The sequence below is a fragment of the Nocardia sp. CA-120079 genome (genome assembly GCF_050955745.1).
Lineage (GTDB): Bacteria > Actinomycetota > Actinomycetes > Mycobacteriales > Mycobacteriaceae > Nocardia.
Genome location: NZ_CP192088.1, coordinates 8,821,767 through 8,844,920 on the forward strand (window position 1 = coordinate 8,821,767; position 23,154 = coordinate 8,844,920).

Genomic DNA, 23,154 nt, shown 5'->3' on the forward strand with positions numbered 1-23,154 from the left:
GGAAGATCAGCTCGGGTCCTGGACGCCCAATAGCGCACCGAGGTCGACCACAACCGGGACGGCCCCGAATTCCGGCGCGGGCGCGCCGTCATCCAGCACCACCGCGTGCAGATCCTCCAGCCCCGTCACCTCGACCGGCCCGAGTCCGGCCCGATCGATGAACAGGTGTGTAATCCATTCGTCGGCCAACAGTGCCGAAAGCGTTACGCTATCCAGGTCACCGGCGGTGACCACTACCGACGCGCCGTTCTCTCCGGCCGCGACCACTTCCAATAGCGCCGCCGCCGAATCCGCGCGGCCGTGCCGGAACACCCGGGACTCGAAGGTGAGCTCGGTGCGCGCCCGCAGCCGCTTGGTCGCGACGGAAATATCGTTGTAGGACAAGGTAACCGCGGCCACGAAGGCCGGATCCTCACCGCGCAGCGCCTGCGTCCGGTTGGCATAGGTCACCGGGCGCGGCGATTCGGCGGCGATCTCGGCGAGCACATCCGGATCGTCGAGTGCCAGCCAGTCGACGCTGCTGTCGGCGGGCCATGCGCCGGTGGTAATTCCGACCTTGACCTGCAGGCCGACGGGCAGTGCTCCGTCGAGGGCGGTCACCGGCGTCAATGCGGCACCGGCTTTGAGCACCGCCCAGGTGGCGACCACCGCGTCCACTCCGCGATCCAGCCGGATCGCGACACCGGTGCGCGGACCGCAGCCGCGGGCGATCAGCACCCGAGCAAGTCGCGACGACCGCGCGTCGAGATCCTGGAAGGACACCGCGTCCTCGCCGAAAACCACCGCGGGCCCGTCCGGATCGTCCTCCACCGCGGCGGCCAGCGCCTGGGTCAAGGCCGCACCGCTGGTGACCGGTACGCCATCGGGGGCAGGCTCGAGCACCGTTTCCGGCGCGGCCAGTGCCCGATCGCGTTCGGCGGCATCGAGGATATCGATATCGCCCACGCTGACCTGCGGGTCCGCGACGACCGCAGTGCAGATCCGAGTCAGCCTGCGGCCGAATGCCTGCACCGTCGGCGCATCGAAAAGGTCTGTGGCGTAATTGAATACCGCGACCAGCTCGCCGGGCGCGCCGTCCGCGCCGTGCCGCGGCTCGACGGTCAACTGCAGATCGAACTTCGCCGCGACCGCACCGGTATCCAGTGCGGCGACTGTCAGACCCGGCAGTTCCAGCTTCGGCTGCTCGAGATTGTCGAAGGACAGCACCACCTGGAACAGCGGATTGTGCGAGGTCGCGCGGTTCGGCAGCACCACCTCGACCACCCGCTCGAACGGGATATCGGCATTGCCGAAGGCCGAAAGATCGGTCTCGCGAACATGTTCGACGAGCGCGTCGAAGGTGGTCCCCGATTCGGTCGTGGTGCGCAGCGCCAAGGTATTGACGAACATGCCGACCAGATCGTCGAGCGCGCGCTCACCGCGGCCCGCGATGGGGGTGCCGATCGTGATATCGGAACTTCCCGACAGCCGCGCCAGCAGCACCGCGAGCACCGCGTGCACGACCATGAACAGCGACGAATTGTGTTCCCGGGCAATGCGAATCAGCCCGGCGTGCACCTCGGGCGAGAGCGTGAAGGCCGTCGAAGCACCACGCATGGACGGCATCGGAGGGCGTGGGCGGTCCAGCGGTAGCTCGATCGCGCCGGACAGTCCGGCCAGTTGGTCGCGCCAGTAGGCCAATTGCTGTGCGGCGACGGAGTCCTCGTCGTCATCGGTGCCGATGACCTCGCGCTGCCAGATCGCGAAGTCGGCGTACTGCACCTCGAGCGGCGTCCAGGTCGGGACGTCGCCCGCACAGCGCGCGGCATAGGCGAGCATCAGGTCTCGGGCCAGCGGGGCCATCGAGGCACCATCGGCCGAAATGTGGTGCACGACCATGGCGAGCAGGTGACGGTCCGGGGTGTCACCGCGCAGCAGTACGCCGCGCACCGGAACCTCACGGGTCACATCGAATCCGGTCGACATCAGCTCGGTGATTCGGACGATCGGGTCGGCGTTCGACTCGACAGCGAGGCCGCCCGGCCAGGCCTCGGCGACCGGCAGGATCTCCTGGTACGGCAGCCCGCCGGGACCCGTCGACGGGTAGCGGGTGCGCAGCGCCTCGTGCCGCTCGAGCACATCGGCGACCGCATCGCGCAGCGCGTGCACATCGAGCGCACCGGTCAGGCCGATGCCGAGCGGGATGTTGTAGGCCGCCGAGCGGGTATCGAACTGATTGAGCACCCACATGCGCTGCTGCGCCAGCGACAGCGGCACCCGCTCCGAGCGCACCGCCGCGACCAGTGGGGCACGAGTTCCGGTCGAGGAACCGGGCACGATCCGCGCGGCCAGCGCCGAGACGGTTGATGCCTCGAACAGTTCGCGCACCGAGACATTGGCGTCCAACGCCTCGTTGATCCGGCTGACCGCCCTGGTCGCCAGCAGCGAGTTACCGCCGAGGCCGAAGAAATCGTCGTCCAGGCCGACATCGCGCACGCCGAGCAGTCCGGCGAATACCCCGGCGACGGCCTGCTCGATCGGGGTCTGCGGGGCGCGGTAGGTGGCGCTGCTGACGAATTCCGGTGCGGGCAGCGCCTTTCGGTCCAGCTTCCCGTTGGGAGTCAGCGGCAGCGCGTCGAGTACGACGATCGCGTCCGGAACCATGTAGCTGGTAAGGAAATCGGCGACCGCGTTGCGCAGCGCCGCACCCACTACCTGCGAATCAGCGTCGGCCACAACGTATCCGACCAGGCGATCACCGGCATGCTCGTCGGAGCGCACCAGCACAACGGCCTGGCTGACCGACGGCTGGGCAAGCAGCGCCGCTTCGATCTCACCGAGTTCGATGCGGAAGCCGCGCAGCTGCACCTGCTGGTCACTGCGCCCGGCGTATTCGAGATTCGCGTGGCCCGCGAAACCGGCCCAGCGACCGAGGTCGCCACTGCGGTACATGCGAGATCCCGGGGCGCCGAACGGATTCGCCACGAAACGGGTCGCGGCCAACCCGGGCCGACCGAGGTAGCCGCGGGACAACTGCCCACCGCTGACATAGATTTCGCCCGCCACCCCGACCGGAGCCGGATGCAGCCGGTCGTCGAGCACATAGCTCTCCAGGCCGGGCAATGCGCGACCGATCGCGCTGGCCGGATTCTCGGCCAGCTGCTCATCCAGTGCCAGGAACGACACGTGCACGGTGGTTTCGGTGATGCCGTACATATTGACCAGCCACGGCGCATCGAAGGCGTGGCGCTCATACCAGCGCCGCAACTGACGCAGATCCAGTGCCTCACCGCCGAATACGACGTAGCGCAGCGCGAATTTGCCCTGGTCGCCGGCATGTGAGGCGCGATCGGCCTCGGCAAGCTGATAGAACGCCGACGGCGTCTGGTTCAGCACCGTGACCTGTTCGCGAATCAGCAAGTCGCGGAACTGTTCCGGCGAACGCGAGGTCAGATGGTCGACCACGACCACGGTGCCGCCATTGGCCAGCGCGCACCACAGTTCCCACACCGAGAAGTCGAAGGCGTAGGAGTGGAACAGCGTCCACACATCGGTATCGTCGAATTCGAACATCAACTGGGTGTTGGCGAACAGCTCCACCACATTGCGGTGCGCGACGCCGACGCCCTTCGGTACACCCGTGGAGCCCGAGGTGTAGATGACGTAGGCCAGGTTGTCCGGACGCAGCCGGGACGTGCGCTCGATATCGGTGATCGGCGATTCGCCGAAGCCCGCGGTCTCATCCAGCAGCACCAGCGGAGTGTCCGTCGCCGGAATTTCGCCCAGCAGATCGAATGTGGTCAGCACACAGGTCGGCTGCGCGTCGGTGAGCATGAACTCGAGCCGCTGCGCCGGGTAGGTGGTGTCGATCGGCAGATACGCCGCACCCGCGGTGAGCACGCCGAGCAGTGCGACGGGCAACTCCTCGGACCGCCCGATGGCAACGGCGACCAGAGCTTCCGGCCCCGCACCGCGCGCCATCAGCGCCCGTGCCACTTGGTTCGCGCGCCGCTGCAATTCACCGAAACTCAGTGCGGTATCGCCGAATCGGACCGCGATCGCATCCGGACGACGGCGTGCCTGCGCCTGGATGAGATCGAGCAGCGTCACATCGGGCACCATCGCCCCGGCCGAATTCCATTCGTGCAGTACCAGATCGCGCTCGCCGGGGGCGAGGAGATCGATATCGCCCAGCACCGCATCGGAATCGGCGGCCACAGCGGACAGCACCCGCAGGAAGCGGTCGGCGAAGTCCTGCACGGTGGCGGCATCGAACAAGTCGGTGGCGTAGGTGAACCTCGCCGACATGCCCCTTGCGGCTGTATCCGATTCGCGGCGCTCCCGGTGCCCTGCGTGGTTACGCTCCGCTACCGCCTCCGGGCCCGTCGCTCGCGCCGCAAGGTTTTCCGCGATCTCGAGCTGCAGATCGAACTTGGCCAGCGACACCCCGTGATCCACACCCGCGACCTTCAGGCCCGGCAGCTCCAGTTCGGTGCGCGCCAGATTCTGGAAGACCAGCATCACCTGGAACAGCGGATGCCGCGCTGCCGAGCGCACCGGATCGAGCAGCTCGACCAGCCGCTCGAACGGCACGTCGGCGTGTCCGAAGGCCTCGATGTCGACCTTGCGCACCGTACGCAGCAGATCGTCGAAGGTCATGCCGGGTTCGATCTCGGTCCGCAACACCAGGGTGTTGACGAACATGCCGATCAGATCGTCCAGCGCCGCCTCACCGCGACCGGCGACCGGGGTGCCGACCGCGATATCGCGGGTGCCCGACAGTCGGGCGAGCAGTACCGCGAGCGCGGCGTGCACGACCATGAACAGCGTCGAATTGTGCTCGTGTGCAAGATCATCGAGTCGAGTGTGGATCTCGGCGTCGATGTCGAACGCGACGACGGCGCCGTTGTGCGACGACGTGGCAGGCCGCGGCCGATCCGCGGGCAGATCCAATTGGTCCGGCAGCGCGGCCAATTCGTTGCGCCAGAATTCGATCTGCTGCGCGAAGACGGATTCCGGGTCGTCCTCGCTGCCGAGGGTGGCGCGCTGCCAGATGGTGTAGTCGGCGTATTGCACCGTCAGCGGCGGCCATTCGGGCCGTCCGCCGCGCAGGCGATCGGAGTACGCCGCCACCAGATCGCGGGCCAGCGGACCGAGCGAGAAACCGTCTCCCGCGATGTGGTGCACCACGCACGCCAGCACGTACTCGAATTCGTCGAGCCGGAACAGCCGCAGCCGCACCGGCGGCGCGACCGTCACATCGAATCCGGCCAGCACCTCGGCACTGATCAGCTCCGGAAGTTCTTGCGCCGCAGCGTCGGTGAGTGGAAGTTCCGGCACCGCGCGCACATCGGTTACCGGCAGGACGACCTGGAATCCCTCACCATCGATGTCCGGATAGATGGTGCGCAGCACCTCGTGCCGCTCGGTCAGATCGCGCGCCGCCGCACGCAGTGCGTCGACATCCAGGCGCCCGGACAGCCGCACCGTCAGCGGAATGTTATTGACCGCGCCAGCCGGATCGAAACGGTTGAGGAACCACATCCGCTGCTGCGCGTAGGACAGCGGAATCCGATCGGGACGGGTCTGCGCGGTGAGCGCCCGGCCGTCGGCCGAACCCGCGTGCTGCTCGACACGTTCGGCCAGTACGGATACCGTCGAGGCCTCGAAGATCAGCTGCACCGGCACCCGGATACCGAGTGCGAAACCGATGCGCGCGGCGGCCTGGGTGGCCAGTAGCGAATTGCCGCCGAGTTCGAAGAAATCGTCGTCGACGCCGACGCGTGCGTCCGTGCTGCCACCGTGCAGCACCGCCGCGAAGACATCGGCGATGATCTCTTCGACCGGTGTCGCCGGGGCACGGAACTGACGTGCCGCGAACACCGGCTCGGGCAGTGCCGCCCGGTCCAGCTTGCCGACCGGGGTCAGCGGAATCTCGTCCAACACCATGATCGCGGCCGGAATCATGTAGTCCGGCAACGATTCTCCGATATGCGCGGCCAGCTCTCCGGTATCGACGGTGACACCCGCACGCGGCAGCACATACGCGACCAGCGCGGTGGTACCCGAGGGCAGCGTCTTGCCGAGCGTGGCCGCGAAGTCGACATCCGGATGTGCGGTGAGCGCGTTATCGATCTCGCCGAGTTCGATGCGCAGACCGCGGATCTTGACCTGGAAATCGGATCGTCCGAGGTACTCCAGTGCACCGGTTTCGGTGCGGCGCACCAGATCTCCGGTGCGGTACAGGCGCGATCCCGAGCTGTCGACCTCCGCGCCGAACGGGCTGGCCACGAAGCGCTCCGCGGTCAGCTCCGGTCGACCGAGATAGCCCTGTGCGAGCACCGCACCCGAGACGTAGAGCTCACCGACGACGCCGGCGGGCACCGGCCGCAACCGCCCGTCGAGAATGAAGGCGCCGACGCCCGCGATGGCGGAGCCGATGGTGACGGGCTCACCGGACTGCAGGGCCTCGGTGCTGGTGACCATGACGGTCGCCTCGCTCGGCCCGTACGCATTGAATACCGAGCGGCCGCTATCCGCCCACCGCGCCACCAATTCCGCGGGGAGCCGATCACCACCGGCCACCACGACCTGCAGGTCTTCGAGACCAGCGGTATCCAGCGATTCCAGCGCACCCGGGGTGATCAGCAGGTGGGTGACCTGCTCGCGGCGCAGCAGATCCGCGAGTTCGACGCCGCCGAATACCGTCGGCGGCGCGATGACCAGCGTCGCGCCCACCGAGAAGGTGAACAGCGTCTCCATCATCGAGAAGTCGAAACTGGGCGAGCTGAGATGGCAGACGCAGGAATCCGCGTCGATCAGATAGTGCTCGCCGATCGCCGCGAGCCCGGCCAGACCGGTGTGGGTGACCGCGACACCCTTCGGCTTACCGGTGGAACCCGAGGTGTAGATGACATAGGCCGGATGGTTTTCATTGACCGTGCGCACCCGATCGGCATAGGAGACCGGGTGATCGGGCCGGGCGGCGATCCGCTCCGACAGCACCGGATCGTCCAATTCGATCCAATAGGCCGAGGTCCCGAGCTTGGCGCGATGCGCCGAGGTGGTCAGACCGTGTGCGGCACCCGAATCGGTCACGATGTGCTGGATCCGGTCCGCCGGATAGTTCGGATCGACCGGCACATAGGCCGCGCCGGTCTTCGCGATCGCCCACAGCGCGACGATCGATTCGACCGAGCGGGTAATACCCATCGCCACGTAATCGCCCGCGCCGATCCCGCGAGCGATCAGCTCGCGCGCGACCCGCGAGGAGGCGGCATCCAATTCGCGGTAGGTGAGTTCACGCTGGTCAGCCGGGTTTCCGGTCGGGTTGAAGCGGAGTGCGACAGAGGTGGCGGCGGACTCCACTGCGGCAGTGAGCAGCTGGGCCAACAGCGGGCTTCCCGACCTGCGGCGGCGACTACCTCGGGCGGAACGACGAGCAGTTTCCATTCGGGTGTAATCACCTCTCGGGTCGAGCTAAGACCTGCCCCCGACCCCGCAAAGGGCATCGTTGCGCCGGGGGCCAAACCAGTCCGAGTCATCATATAAGCGTTGAACAGGCACTGATACGCCTCCGCCTCAGACGGCGCAGACGCGACAGCTATGTATCGGTCTCAGACGGTAGATGTTGCGACGCCCCCCACCGCAGTGAACTACGTCACATAGCAGATGCGCATCTCCAGCCGAATCGCTCGCCTACCGCATTCCCTCCGCCAATACATTCTCGAGCCCTCGTCACCTGCATCCCCTCCACAAAAACGCCCGAGAACGCAACCACAGCCAGTCGACCACGCTGGAAGCCGTGGGCCTGCCCCCAACTGCGGAAGTAAGCCGGGTACGGCACACAACGCACCCAGCACTACACCGGCAAAACCCCGGGACACCGAACCACCCGGGCCCAGCAAGCCCCCGGAAGTCGGTGCAGAACAACAGGACCCACCACAGCCCGACCAACCGAACGCAACCGCTACCCCCGAACTCAGCACCGCACCCAAAGCCTCAGCCCCCGCGAGGCAACTGACACCGCTCGATCCACGTCACCGCCTGGTTCCGCCCACGTACCAACCTGGACAACCACTCACCATGCATCCACGCAGGCAAACACCGAGAGCGCCTCTCCACCAATACATTCTCAAGCCTTCGTCTTCTGGTGTGTGCGTGCGGGGGGAGGTGACTGCGGCCAGGCGAACGGGTTGGGAGGTGTGGGGCTACTGCGGAGGTACGCCGGGTATGGCGCACGACGCGCCCAGCGCTACACCGGCAAAACTCCGGGACGCTGATCCATCCGGGTCCAGCAAACGCCGGAAGTCGGTGTGGAACAACAGGACCCACCGCAGCTCGACCAACCGAGCCAACCCCAGGCACCGGACTCAGCGCTACACGGCAAGCCTGAGCCCGAACCACCCTGGACCGGCAAACCCCAGGAGTCGGTGCAGAACAACAGGGCCCACCGCAGCCAACCAACTCGAAAGCGGCCCCGGCCCGGCCACGCCCAAAATGAATGCGCACCGCATGCCAATGCGGCAGCGACGGAACTGACTGCGCCAGAGCGAAGCGCTCCCCTCCCGCACTGCGCCGAACGAGTGGACATGCCGGAACCCGCCCGACCCAACGCACCCTCATGTCGACCGCACACCCGGCACATCGGGTGTGCGGCCACTCAGCAAGCGCACACCCATCAAGCGTGCGCCGGAAGATCAATCCCCGCTGCGGGTTTCGCGCCAAAACGAGGTCAACGCCTTACCGATTTCGGCGAGCCCATCGGCGGCTGTCATCCGCCAATGAGTGGTCTGCACCGCACGGTTGTCCACGGCACCGTCGACGACCTCCGCCCAGATTCCCGCGCCGATCGAACCCGTGGAATCGTCGAGCGCCGCGGTGAAGTAGATGACGTCCCCGTGGAATCGAACGGGCTGATACGCATTGCGCAGCACGACCGAATGCACGGCCGTATCCAGCACCCGGGTGAACCGGTCGGAACCGAAGGAGGCGAATGGTTCCGGCAGTTCGACCAGTCGCTCGGCGAGCTGTCCCCAGTCCACGTCGATGTCGAAGCCCAGGTCACCCGCCTTTTCGCCGAGGAGGCCGCCGATCAACTCGGCCACCGGCACAGGTGAGCCCGCGCCCTGCGCGCGTTCGTCGGGCGGATCGGCCATATAACTGTCCATCACCGCGAGCGTCGCCACTCGTTGTCCGGCTCGCTGTAGTTGCACCGCGATCTCGTGGGCGAAAACACCGCCCATCGACCAGCCGATGAGGTGATACGGCCCCTTCGGCTGGACCGAGCGGATCGCATCGACATAGATCGCGGCCCACTCCTCGATCGTGTCCGGCAGCACCGCCGGTGCGGCCAGAGTCGGCGCTTGGATGCCGTAGATCGGCCGGTCGGAATCGAGGTAGGCGGCCAGACCAGCGAACGACCACGCGATACCGGAGACCGGGTGAATGCAGAACAGCGGTTCGGCGGTACCCGTCGCACGCAGCGGCAGCACTACATCGAAGGCCACCTCACCCTCGACCTGCCCACCCGCCCGGCGGGCGAGCTCAGCCAGGAAGTCCGCCGGGGTCGGCGCGGTGAACACACGCATCACCGGAATCTTCTCGCCGAGAAGCGAACTCAGTCGCGCAGTCAGCTTCGTGGCGATCAGCGAATTGCCGCCGCGCTCGAAGAAGTTGTCGTCCATCCCGAATCGGTCGAGTTCGAGCACCTCTGCGAACGCGGCGGCGACGGTTTCCTCGATCGGTGCGGCCGGTGCGCGGTACTGCCGTGCCTCGAATGCGGGTTCGGGCAGCGCGCGCCGGTCCAACTTGCCGTTCGGTGTCAGCGGCATGACGTCGAGCACCACGATGGCAGCGGGAACCATGTAACCGGTGAGGAATTCGGCCACCTGGACGCGCAGCTCATCGGGATCGATGCCGGCACCGGCGGCGGGCACCACATAGCCGACGAGCTGATCACCGAGACGTTCGGTCGAGCGGACCAGCACCACCGCCTGGCTCACGCCGGGACAGCGCAGCAGCGCGGATTCGATCTCACCGAGTTCGATTCGGAAGCCGCGCAGCTGAACTTGCTGATCACTGCGCCCGGCGTAGGCAAGCCCGGTCCGACTCCAGCGCCCGAGGTCGCCGGTGCGGTACATGCGAGATCCAGGTGCTCCGAAGGGATTCGCCACGAAACGCACTGCGGCCAGGCCCGGCCTGCCGAGGTATCCCCGGGACAGCTGGGCTCCGGCCACATAGATCTCACCCGGTGTTCCAACCGGCACCGGGTGCAGGCGCTCATCGAGCACATATCCGTCCAAGCCGGGCAGCGCGCCTCCGATCAGACTGTCCGGACTGTCCGCGATCTGCTTGTCCAGCGCCAGGAACGATACGTGCACGGTTGTTTCGGTGATGCCGTACATATTGACCAGGCGCGGCGCATCCGCGTCATGGCGCTCGTACCAGCGCCGCAACTGACGTAGATCCAGCGCCTCACCACCGAATACGACATGTCGCAGCGCGAATTCGCGGTCGGAATCGGCCCGATCGGCCTCGATGAGCTGGTAAAAGGCCGACGGCGTCTGGTTCAGCACCGTCACATTTTCGCGAATCAGCAACTCGCGGAACAGCTCCGGTGCCCGCGAAGTCGCATAGTCGACCACGACCACCGAGCCGCCGGTGGCCAGCGCGCACCACAGCTCCCACACCGAGAAGTCGAACGCGAAGGAGTGGAACAGCGTCCACACATCGGTTTCGTCGAACCCGAACAGTGGCTGGGTATTCGCGCACAACTCGACCACATTGCGATGCGCGACACCAACGCCCTTCGGCACACCCGTCGAACCCGAGGTGTAGATGACGTAGGCGAGATGGTCCGGAAGCAGCGGTGCGATTCGGTCGGCATCGCTGACCGGACGGTCGTCGAATTCCGTTGTCTCTTCGAGCAATATCACTGGCAACTCACCAACCGGCGCATCGGCCCGCTGCTCCGCGGTCGTGAGCACGCAGACCGGAACCGCATCCGACAGCACGAAGGCCAGCCGCTGCGCCGGATAGGTGATATCGATCGGCAGATACGCCGCACCCGCGATGAGCACACCGAGCAATGCGACCGGCAACTCTTCGGTGCGCGGAACCGCAACGGCCACCAGCGATTCCGGTCCGGCACCGGCGGCAATGAGCGCCCTGGCCACCCGGTTGGCCCGCCGCCGCAGTTCAGCGAAACTCAGTGCCGTATCGCCGAAACGGACCGCCACCGCATCGGGCCTGCGCCGGGCCTGATCGGCGATCAGTTCGGGCAGTGTCGCGGCGGGCACCCACGCACCGCGCGAGTTCCATTCGTGCAGAACTCTGGTGCGTTCGTTCGGTCCGAGCAGCTCGATATCGCCGACGGTCACGGCGGCATCGGCGACGACCGCGGCGAGGATGCGGGCGAACCGATCGGCGAAGCCCTGCGCGGTCACGGCGTCGAACAGGTCTGTCGCATAGCTGAATTCGGCCAGCACACCCTGGGTTTCGCCGCGCGGGCCGATCCGCTCGTTCAGCGATAGCCGCAGGTCAACGGTGAGCGGATCCGTTGCCACGGTGTTGCCCATCGCGACTTGGAACAGCGGATGTCTGCCGGTCACCTGGACCGGGTCGAGTATCTCGACCAGTTGTGCGAACGGCACATCGGCATACGCGAATGCGGAGGCGTCGACCGAACCGACTTCGGCCAGCAGTTCATCGAAGGTCGCGCTCGGGTCGTATTCGGTACGCAGCACCACAGTGTTGTCGAAGGTTGTCCCCGAGGCTGGAGTACCGGCGGCCGGACCGACCGCGTCGAGGGTCATACTCGGATTGCTATCGGTACGCAGCACCACACTGTTGTCGAAGGTTGTCCCCGAGGCTGGAATTCCGGCGTCGGCCGGACCGACCGCGACGCCCAGTTCATCGAAGGTTGTCCCCGATGCCTGTGCACCGATTGCGATATCGCTCGTACCGGACAAACGCGCCAACAACACCGCGAAAGCCGCATGTGCGACCACGAATACCGAGGTATTCCTGGATTCGGCAAGCCGACGCAGTTCGTGGTGCAGGTGCACGCCGATTTGCAGCGCTACCTGCCCACCGATATATGAGGGCACAGTCGAACGCGGACGATCCATCGGCAGCGTCAACTCATCCGGCAGGCCTGCGAGCGTGGTGCGCCAGTATCGAACCTGGCTGAGTACATCGGGACCCACACCGTCACGCACTGCGGCAACCGAATCCGCAGTGACGAATTCGCCGAGCACCGCGCGCAACCGCTGGGTCAGCGCCAGCGCCGCCGAATCCGCGACGGCATCGCCGCGGTACAGCACCTCCACCCGCAACTCGGCACCCAGTTCGGCCCGGACGGTAACCGGATAGTGGGTGTAGTCGACCGAACTCACACCACTGACCACCAGCCCATCGACGGCATTGCCCGCCTGCCGCAGGCCATCGGCGTCGATCGGATACGACTCGTAGGCCACCAGCGTGTCGAACAACTCACTGCCGCCCGCGATCGCCTGGACGTCGGCCAGCCCGAGATAGTGATGCTCCAGCAGCGCCGCCTGCTCGCCCTGCAACTCGGTGAGTAACTGCGAAACCGTTGTCGCCGAATCGAATCGGACCCGCACCGGAATGGTGTTCACGAACAGGCCGACCATCGCGTCGACGCCGTCGAGCTGCGGTGGGCGTCCCGAAACGGTGACACCGAAGACGACATCGTCACGGTCGGTGATACCGGCGACGACCACACCCCACGCCGCTTGCAACACCGTATTGACGGTGACCTCGGTCGCCGCGGCGAAGGCCGTCAGCGCGGCCGTCTCGGACGCTGACAGTTCGAATGCCGACCTGCCGAATCCACTGTCCGGCACCGCGGGTCGCACCAGCGCGGGCGCGAGCAGCGTCGGCGCGACCTTGGTCAGCGCGGTTTCCCACGCGCGCAGTGTGGCTTCGCGGTCCTGCCGCGACAACCACGTCAGATAGTCGCGGTACGGCCGCAACCCGGGCAGCAGCGCGGTATCGCTCCTGGTCGCGTAGAGGATCAGCAGATCCTTCATCAGCAGCGGCATCGACCAGCCGTCGAGCAGGATGTGATGCGCGGTCAGCACGAGGTGGGTGTGCCCGGATACGGTGCGGTACACCGTGAATCGCAGCAGCGGTGCCAGCGCGGAATCGAATCCGGTGCGCTGGTCGGCGACGAGCAGATCGGGCAGGTCGGCGTCGGGTACCTCGGTGACCACCTGCCACGGCACCCGGACACCGTCGGCGATGAGCTGCACCGGTTTGCCGTTCACGCCGAACGTGAAGGCGCTGCGCAGATTCGCGTGCCGGTCCAGCACCGCCTGTGCCGCGCGGCGCAGACGCTCGAGTTCGAATTCGCCCGAGAGTTCGACCGCCACCTGAATGACATAGGGGTCCACCGACTCCGCCAGCATTTCCATCAGGAACAGCAGGCCGGTTTGCAGCGGCGACAGCGGCAGAACGTCGGCCAGACCCGGGTAGTTCGCCCGCCAGGTATCGAGTTCGTGCTGGGTGGTCGATACGAGCGGCACATCCGATGGTGTGAGACCACCGGCGTCCGGGTCGGCTACGTGCCCGGCTACTGCCGTGAGCGCGGTGAGCCAGTCGTCGGCGAGTTCCTGTACCGCCGCCGCGTCGAGGATTTCACCGGCGTACTTGAACACCACATCCATCCGCGGTCCGGCATCGGTATCGACGACGATCGCATTGATATCGACCACCGCCGACGCGGGCAGTGCCGGATCCTGGCCGTCGTCGAGGTCACCCAGGTCGCCGGACGGCAGCCATCCCGGATCGGTCAGCCCCGCCGATTCGCCGGTGGACACCCGGCCCAGGTAGTTGAAGCCGATCTGCCCGATATCACCGGCCAGCGCACCTGCTGTGCCCGAATTCAGTTGGCGCAGCAGGCCGAAGCCGATGCCCCGATCCGGCACCGCGAGCAATTGCTCCTTCACCGACCGCAGCACCGCCGCGGTCTCCTCGGCAACGCCGCTCAGATCGAGCGCCACCGGGTACACGCTGGTGAACCAGCCGATCGTGCGGGTCAGATCGGCGCCGGGCACGGTCGCTTCCTCGCGGCCGTGACCCTCGAGTCGAATCCTGGTGACCGTGGCGTCGATCCCGCGGCGTGCCCGCCAGACCCGCACCGCCATGGCCAGCGCGGCGAGCAGACCGTCGTTGACACCGCCCCGGTACAGCGCGGGCACCGTTGTCAACACCGCATCGGCGACATCGATCGGCACCTCGACCGTCAACTGACGCACCGTCGCATGGGTATCGATGGCGGGGTCGAGCGCACGCGAACCGAGCAAGGGATCCGGTGTCGCCAGCACAGCGCGCCAGTAGTCGAGTTCGGCCATTCGCGACGGCGAGCCCGCCACCTCCACCAGACCGTGCGCCCAACGCCGGAACGATGTTCCGACCGGCGGCAGCGCAACGGCCATCCCGGCGCAACGCTGTGCCCATGCGGTGATGAGGTCCGGGATCAGAATCCGCCACGACACACCATCGATCACATAGTGGTGCGCCGCGACGACCAGCAGATCGCGGGCATTCGACCTGCGCAGCCAACTGAACGCGACCATCCGGCCCGCAGCCGGATCCAGTGCGGCCAGCGCGGAAACCATGGCGGCGTTGCCGATTCGGTTGAGCTCGGCCTCGTCGGGAACGTCCGTCTCCGACACCAGCGCGCCGAGGGTGCCCGGCGCGGCGACCTGCTGCCACCACCGGCCGTCGACCTGCCATACCCGCGCGCGCAACATGTCGTGGTGGTCGAGTACGGCCGTGAGCGTCGCGGCCAGTCCGGTGCGATCGATGCCCTCCGGCAGCGCGAGCACGAGGGTCTGCGCGAATCGACCGAACGAACCGTTGTCGAGGAAACCCGCTAGCACCGGCGTGAGCGGGATATCGCCGACACCGCCACCGGGCAGCTCGGCCAGCACCGCCGGCGCGGGATCCGTGCCGAGCACCGCGACCCTGGCCAATCCGGCGACGGTCTTCTGCTCGAAGACATCGCGCGGGGTGAAGCCGATTCCGACCGCCTTGGCCCGCGAAACCAACTGGATCGAGACGATGCTGTCGCCGCCGATGGCGAAGAACGAGTCATCGGCTCCCACCAGCCGCACGCCGAGAACCTGCGCGAACAGTTCGGCGATCCGCGATTCCAGCGGACCGGACGGCGCCCGCGACATCGTGGCGGTGAACTGCGGCTCGGGCAGCGCGCTGCGGTCGAGCTTGCCATTGGTGGTCAGCGGCACCTCGTCGAGAACGACGATGGCCGAAGGCACCATATGCGAAGGCAGTACCCGCGCCGCGAATTCCGTGAGTCGGTCCGCGTCGACAACACGATCCGCCACGCGACGCACATACGACACCAGTACCGTGGCGCCAGCGGCGGTTTCGTGGCCGAGGGTGACCGCGAATTCGACATCCTCGTGACCGCCGAGCACCGCATCGATCTCACCGAGTTCGACACGGAAGCCGCGAACCTTCACCTGGAAGTCGCTACGCCCCACATAATCCAGCTCCCATGCCCCGGCCGGAGTCATATACCAGCGGACCAGGTCACCGGTGCGGTACATCCGGGCACCCGGCTCGCCCCACGGGTTGGCGATGAAACGTTGCGCGGACAGCCCGGCTCGGTTGCGGTAACCGCGGGCCAGCGCGCCGCCCGCCAGATACAGCTCACCCGTAACCCCGGGCGGTACCGGATTCAGCCGCCCGTCCAGCACCAGTGCGGACATGCCGCGCACGGGCGTCCCGATCGTAATGCGCTGTTCCGCAGTCAATTCCGCATAGGACGAGATAATCGTGGTTTCGGTCGGTCCGTAGCCGTTGTAGTACCGGCGACCGGGCTGCCACTTGGCCACCAGTTCCGGTGTGGTGACATCGCCACCAACGGAGAGCATCTCGAGGTCGTCGAGGCCCGTTGGGTCCACTGTGCCGAGCACCGCCGGTGTGATGATCGCGTGCGTCACCCGTTCCGCGCGCAGCAGCTCACCGAGTTCGGGTCCGCCCGGCACCGCGGACGGCACGATCACCAATGTCGCGCCGACCGAGAAGGCGCACAGCCATTCCAGTACCGAAGGATCGAAGCTCGGCGCGCAGATATGCAGGAAGCGGCGGGTCGGCTCCAGCCGGTACAGCTCGATCGCATGCGCGAGCAGGCCGCCGAGTCCGGTGTGGGTCACCGTGACGCCCTTGGGCATACCGGTCGAGCCCGAGGTGTAGATGACATAGGCCGGGTGGTGCAGACGCAGCGGAGCGATCCGGTCGGCATCGGTGATCGGCGCGGCGGATCGGTTGGCGCACAATGCTTCCGTCGTGGAATCGTCGAGTGCGAGCCACGGCACGTCATCGGGGAGGTCGCCGAGATACTCGGTGGCGGTCAGTCCGACGACCGCGGCCGAGTCGGTCAGCAGGTACCGGATCCGTTCCCGCGGATGGTTCGGATCGATCGGCACATGTGCGCCACCGGCCTTCGCGACGGCCAGGACCGCGGCGACCATGACGTATGAGCGCGGCAAGGCCAGCGCGACAAGACTTTCCGGGCCGACACCGCGCTCGATCAGGACCCTGGCCAACCGCGACGAGTACCGGTCGAGTTCGCGGTAACTGATCGAGCGGCCCGCATACCGGACAGCGACACGGTCGGCACCATGGCGCAGTCCGCGCAACAGCAGATCGGGCAGCAGCCCACCCGCCATCACATGATCCGGCTGCACCCGGGTCAGGAATTCGACCTCGGAATCGGCCAACAGCGGCAGATCGCCCACCGGCGCTTCCGTATTCGCGACAATCGCGGTGAGCAACCGCACGAATCGATCCGCGAAGACGCGCACCGTCGCGTCATCGAAAAGGTCGCGCGCATAGGTGAACGCGGCGAACATGCCCGAACCCGACTCGCGAATCGCCAGCGACAGATCGAATTTCTCGGTGACGAGATCGAAATCCACCGGGGCGACCTGCAAACCGGGCAGCTCGAACGAGGTGTCCGGCAGGTTCTCGAACGAGAGCGCCACCTGGAACAGCGGATGCCGTGCCGTCGACCGTTCCGGCTCGAGCAGATCCACCAAACGCTCGAACGGTATGTCCGCATGTGCGAAGGCCTGTAGGTCCACATCCTTGGTGTGGGCCAGTAGCTCGACGAAGGTGCTGTCACCCGATACCTCGGTGCGCAATACGAGCGTATTGACGAACATGCCGATGACATCGTCGAGTTCGGCCTCGCCACGTCCGGCGACCGGCGTTCCGATGGCGATATCGTCGGTGCCCGACAGGCGTGCCAGCAGTACCGCCAGCGCGGCGTGAACCACCATGAACAGGGTCGCATTGTGCTCGCGGGCCAATCGCAGCAGCGCGGCGTGCAACCGCGCGTCGATCGGGATATCGCACCGGCCGCCGACGAACGACGGAACGGCGGGCCGAATCCGGTCCGACGGCAGGTTAAGCTCATCCGGGAGCTCGGCCAGTGCCTGTCGCCAATACGACACCTGCTGTCCGGCAAGCGAATCCGGATCGGATTCCGAGCCGAGTACTGAGCGCTGCCATATCGCGAAGTCCGCGTATTGCACCGGCAATGGCGTCCACGTGGGCGCGGATCCGCCAGTGCGCGCGATATAGGCCAGCATCAGGTCCCGGGTCAGCGGTCCCATCGACCAGCCATCGGCACTGATGTGGTGGGCCACGAGCACCAGCACGTAGTCGCCGTCGCAACGCAGCAATTCGGCACGCACCGGCACCTCGGCGGTCACATCGAATCCGGCACCGACCAGCTCGACGATTCGATCCCGCAGCTCATCAAGACTGATATCGACGACTGTCAGATCCGGAATCGCCTGTCCCACCGGGAGAATCACCTGATACGCGATCCCGTCGCGAGACGGGTACACGGTGCGCAGCACCTCGTGCCTGGCCACCACATCGGCGACCGCCGATCGCAGTGCATCGATATCCAGTGCACCGGACAGCCGCACCGCGACCGGCACGTTGTACGCGGCCGATGCGGTATCGAATTGGTTCAGGAACCACATTCGCTGCTGCGCCAGCGACAATGGCACCCGATCCGGTCGCGTGCCCGCAGCCAATGCGAGTCTGCGACCTGAGCCGACACCATGCTCCACCCGGACCGCCAATGACGCGACGGTCGTGGCCTCGAACAACACCCGCACCGGTACATGTGTCTCCAGCGCAGCGCCCAGGCGCGCCGCCACCTGGGTTGCGATCAGCGAATTGCCGCCGAGCACGAAGAAGTCGTCATCGATACCGACCCGATCCAACCCGAGCACATCCGCGAACACCCCGGCGACGATCTCCTCGATCGGCGTCGACGGCGCACGGAAGACCTGGGTCTCGAACTCGGGCGCGGGCAATGCCTTTCGATCCAACTTGCCGTTGACGGTGCGCGGCAGCGCGGCCAAGACCACATAGGCGGCAGGCACCATATAAGAGGGCAGCACACGCGAAAGCGCCGACTTCACCTGTGCCACATCGATATCGACGCCCACCAGATATGCGACGAGTCGATCACCGGTCCGCTGATCGGCATCCGCGATAACCGCCGCCTGCGTGATCTCGGGCAACGCGACCAATGCCGCCTCGATCTCACCCAACTCGATCCGGAAACCACGGATCTTCACCTGGAAGTCGGTGCGACCGCGATACTCCAGCTCACCATGCGCATTCCAGGCCACCAGGTCACCGGTGCGGTACATGCGCGCACCCGTCTCGAACGGACTCGCCACGAACCGCTCCGCGGTCAGATCGACCCGACCGAAGTAGCCACGCGCCAATTGCGCACCGGCCAAATACAATTCACCCGAAACGCCAACCGGCACCGGACGCAACCGCGAATCCAGCACGTAGACACGACTGTTCCACTCCGGCGCACCGATCGACACCGACACCGCATCCGCATCGGTCACCCGATGGCTGGTGACCGACACCGCCGCCTCGGTCGGCCCGTACAGGTTGAACAGTTCCTTCTGCGGATAGGTGTCCCGGAATCGCTGTGCCGACCCCGCGGGCAATGCCTCACCGATGACCAGCACTCGCCGCAAGGTGAACGGCAGCCGACCGGTCAACAGCGCGTCCAGCATCGACGGCACCACATGCAAGGTGGTCACCGACTCCCGCGCCATCAGATCGTTCAGATAATCCGGATCGCGATGCCCGTCCGGGTGCGCCAGCACCAATCTCCCGCCGAATACGGCCGCCGACCAGAACTCCCACACCGACAGATCGAAGGTGGCGGCCGTCTTCAGCAACACCGCGTCGCCAGGACCGAGCGCGAATTCGCTGGTCTTCCACAGCAATTGGTTGACGATCGCGGCGTGCGACACCGCGACACCCTTCGGCCGCCCCGTCGAACCCGACGTGAAGATCACATACGCGGTATTCGCCGCGCGCAGCGGCCTTACCCGCTCACCATCGGTGATCGGTGTCTCGGCAAGCCAACCGAGGTCGAGCCGGTCCAGTCGCACGACCGGCGCCAGTGCGGTGTCGAAACCCGCTGCCGCATTGGTCAATACGCAGACCGGTGCCGCGGCACCCAGAATGTAGTCGGTCCGCGCGGCGGCCTGGTCCGGGTCCACCGGCACATACGCGGCACCGGCCTTGGTCACCGCGTACATCGCGACAACCAGATCCACCGAGCGGCGGAAGGCGAGCACCACCCGCGACTCCGGACCGACACCACGCGAAATCAGATGCCGCGCAAGTCGGTTCACCCGTGCATCCAGCTCGGCGTAGGTCACCGGTTCGCCGTCCGCGCCCATCAGCGCCACCCCGCCCGGTGTCGCAGCCACGGTCGCGTCCAAGAGCGACACCAGCGTCGCGATCGCATCCACCGCATGGTCGGTCGCATTGCGACCCGACACCAGTTCGGTCCGTTCCGCAGCGTCGAGCAGTTCCAGCTCACCGACGACGGTGCGCGGTGCGGCGGCGATCTCGCCGAGCAAGCGCGCGAACCGAGCCACGAAGCTCTGAACCGTCCGCTCGTCGAACAGATCGTGCGCATACGTGACGGCACCGCTGATCCCCGCGGGCTGCCCCGTCTCGTCGTAGTGATCGCCGATGATCCAGTGCAGATCGAACTGCGATACCGCGGCATCGAAGTCCACCGCCGCGACGGTCAGTCCGGGCAGCTCCAGACTCGTCGCGGCAAGATTCTGGAACGACAACCCCACCTGGAACAGCGGATGCCGCGCGGTCGAGCGAACCGGATTCAGCACCTCGACGAGTCGTTCGAACGGCACATCGGCATTGGCGAAGGCCCCGAGATCCGTCTCGCGCTGCCGCGCGAGCAGTTCGGTGAACGGTGCGGATTCATCGACCCGGGTCCGGAACACCAGGGTATTGACGAACATGCCGATCAGCTCGTCCAGCGCGGCCTCACCGCGACCGGCCATGGGCGTACCGACGGCAATGTCATCGGTACCCGACAACCGGGCCAGCAGTACCGCCAATGCGGCGTGCACCACCATGAACAGCGTCGCGCCCTCGGCGCGCGCCAATTCGGCCAGCGCACGGTGGGTTTCGGCATCGATGTGCACCGGAACCTTGCCACCGGCGAAGGACTGCACCGGTGGCCGTGGCCGATCCGTCGGCAGATCGAGCTGATCGGGCAGTTCCGCCAGTGCGTCCCGCCAGTAGGCGATCTGTCCGGCCGACACAGACTCCGGATCGCTTTCACTACCCAGCAGTTCGCGCTGCCAGATGCTGTAATCCGCGTATTGCACCGGCAGCGGTGTCCAACCGGGCACGGAACCGGCCGAGCGTGCGGCGTAGGCGGTCATCAGGTCGCGCGTCAGCGGTCCCATCGAGGTGCCGTCACCGGCGATATGGTGCACCACCAGCGCCAATACGAATTCGGCAGGCGCGTCCTCGACCTCGAACAAGCCGACCCGCAACGGCACCTCGGCGGTCACATCGAATGTCGTCGAAAGCAACTCACGCACAGCGGATTCGAGCTGTCCGGCCGCGACCGTCTGGACCGTCAGCTCGGGAACCGATTGGTCCGCGGGCAAAATCAGCTGCACCGGCCCGGCGTCGGTATTGGGATATATCGTCCGCAGGACCTCATGTCGCGCAACCAGATCCGCGACCGCCGCCCGCAGCGCGGTCACATCCAGCGCACCGCTCAATCGCACCGCGATCGGGATGTTGTATGCCGCCGATCCGGTATCGAACCGATTCAGGAACCACATCCGCTGCTGCGCCGGCGACAGCGGAATCCCCTCTGGACGCGGCCCGGCGACCAATGCCTTGCGGTCACCCGCCCCCGCGTGTTGCGCCACCGCGGCGGCAAGCCCGGCCACGGTCGGCGTCTCGAAAAGCAGACGCACCGGAATCCTGGCATCCAGCGCGGCACCGAGGCGCGCCATCAACTGGGTGCCGATCAGCGAGTTGCCACCGAGTTCGAAGAAGTCGTCATCGGCGCCGACCGGCACGTCGACCGCGAGAACGTCGGCGAAAAGTTCGGCGACTACCGGCTCGATCGCCCCCGACGGCGCACGGAAAGTCTTGGAGCGCAACCGCGGTGCGGGCAGTGCCCGCCGATCCAGCTTGCCGACCGGAGTCAGCGGGATCTCATCGAGTTCGATAATGGCGCTCGGCACCATATGGGCGGGTAGCTTGCTTGCGGCCAACTCGGTCAGTTCCGTCGTATCGATGGCAACACCATCGACCGCGTGCACATATGACACCAGAATCGTCGCACCGCTGTCCTGTTCGTGACCGATGGTGACCACGAAATCGACGCCGCCGTGCGCGGCGAGCACCGCGTCGATCTCACCGAGTTCGATGCGGAAGCCACGGATCTTCACCTGGAAATCATTGCGCCCCAGATACTCCAGCTCGTGCTCCGCCGTCCAGCGCACCAGATCACCGGTGCGGTAGAGCCGCGAACCCGGCTCACCGAACGGATCGGCCACGAACCGAGCGGCGGTCAGTCCCGGTCGTTCGTGATAGCCGCGAGCCACCTGCGCACCGGAAATATAGAGTTCGCCGACGACCCGCCCCGGCACCGGCGCGAGATCCTCGTCCAGCACATATTCGGTGATCCCGCGGATCGGCCCACCGATGGTCACCGGTTCGCCCGGCACCAGCGGTGCGCTGATATTCGTCATGATCGTGGTCTCGGTCGGACCGTATCCATTGAAGAATTCCCGAGTGCGACCATCCGCGATCGGTAATACCCAGCGCTGCACCAACTCCGGTGGACACGCCTCACCCCCCGCGACCACGACGCGCAACTCGTCCAGTCCCTCGGCGGGCAGCGAGGCGAGCGCGGCCGGGGTGATGAAGGCGTGCGTCACCCGCTCCCGGCGCAGCAGTGCGGCCAGTTCCGCACCGCCGTACACCGTCGGTGCGACGACGACCATGGTCGCGCCCCGGCTCAGCGCAAGCAGCAACTCCAATACCGATGCGTCGAAGGAGGGCGAGGCGAAATGCAGTGTGCGCGAATCGGCGGTCAGCGTATAGCGTTCGCGCTGCTCATCACAGAAATTCGACAGCCCGGCCTGGGTGACGACCACGCCCTTGGGCGTTCCGGTCGATCCGGAAGTGTAGATGACATAGGCCGGATGCTCGGGGCGCAATTGCCGGATCCGATCCGTGTAGGTGATCGGCTCCGCCGAATATGCCGCGATGTCCGAGGTATCGATGGCGAGCCACTCCGGGCCGCCGAGCAGATCCACCGCCGCGACGCCGAGGCCGAGTGCCACACCGGAATCCGACAGCATGTGCGCGATGCGATCGGCGGGATAGTTCGGGTCGACGGGCACGAATCCGGCACCGGCCTTGGCGATCGCCCACACCGCGACAATCGATTCCACCGACCGCGGAATACCTACCGCGACCAAATCCTCCGGGCCGATACCGCGCTCGATCAGCAAGCGCGCCAAGCGGTTCGACCGATCATCGAGTTCGGCATAACTCGACTGCGCCAATGTCGCTGTGGCATCGGCGAAGATCACTGCGGCTCCGGCCGGATTGGCCTCGACGGCGGTGGTGAGCAACTGCGGCAGGGTCTTGATCCGCGGGCGTCGAGTCCGGTTGGGCCGCTCGCGATTCGGCCGGGTCATGCGCCGAACCCCTGTCGCGCACCGCGCGCGAATGCCAACACACCTTCGAACAAGCCGAGCATCTCCGGGACTA

The 23,154-nt window shown here is 66.5% G+C and carries 2 protein-coding genes; both read right to left on the minus strand.

From position 1 onward, the window contains the following. Window positions 1-6: 6 nt before the first annotated feature. Window positions 7-7,431, minus strand: a complete 7,425-nt coding sequence (locus ACQPYR_RS39940) for an amino acid adenylation domain-containing protein (RefSeq protein WP_433624779.1) — start codon at window positions 7,429-7,431, stop codon at window positions 7-9. Between the two features lie 1,247 nt (window positions 7,432-8,678). Then, window positions 8,679-23,081, minus strand: coding sequence for an amino acid adenylation domain-containing protein (locus ACQPYR_RS39945; RefSeq protein WP_433624781.1), 14,403 nt, complete (start codon window positions 23,079-23,081; stop codon window positions 8,679-8,681). Window positions 23,082-23,154: the final 73 nt, after the last annotated feature.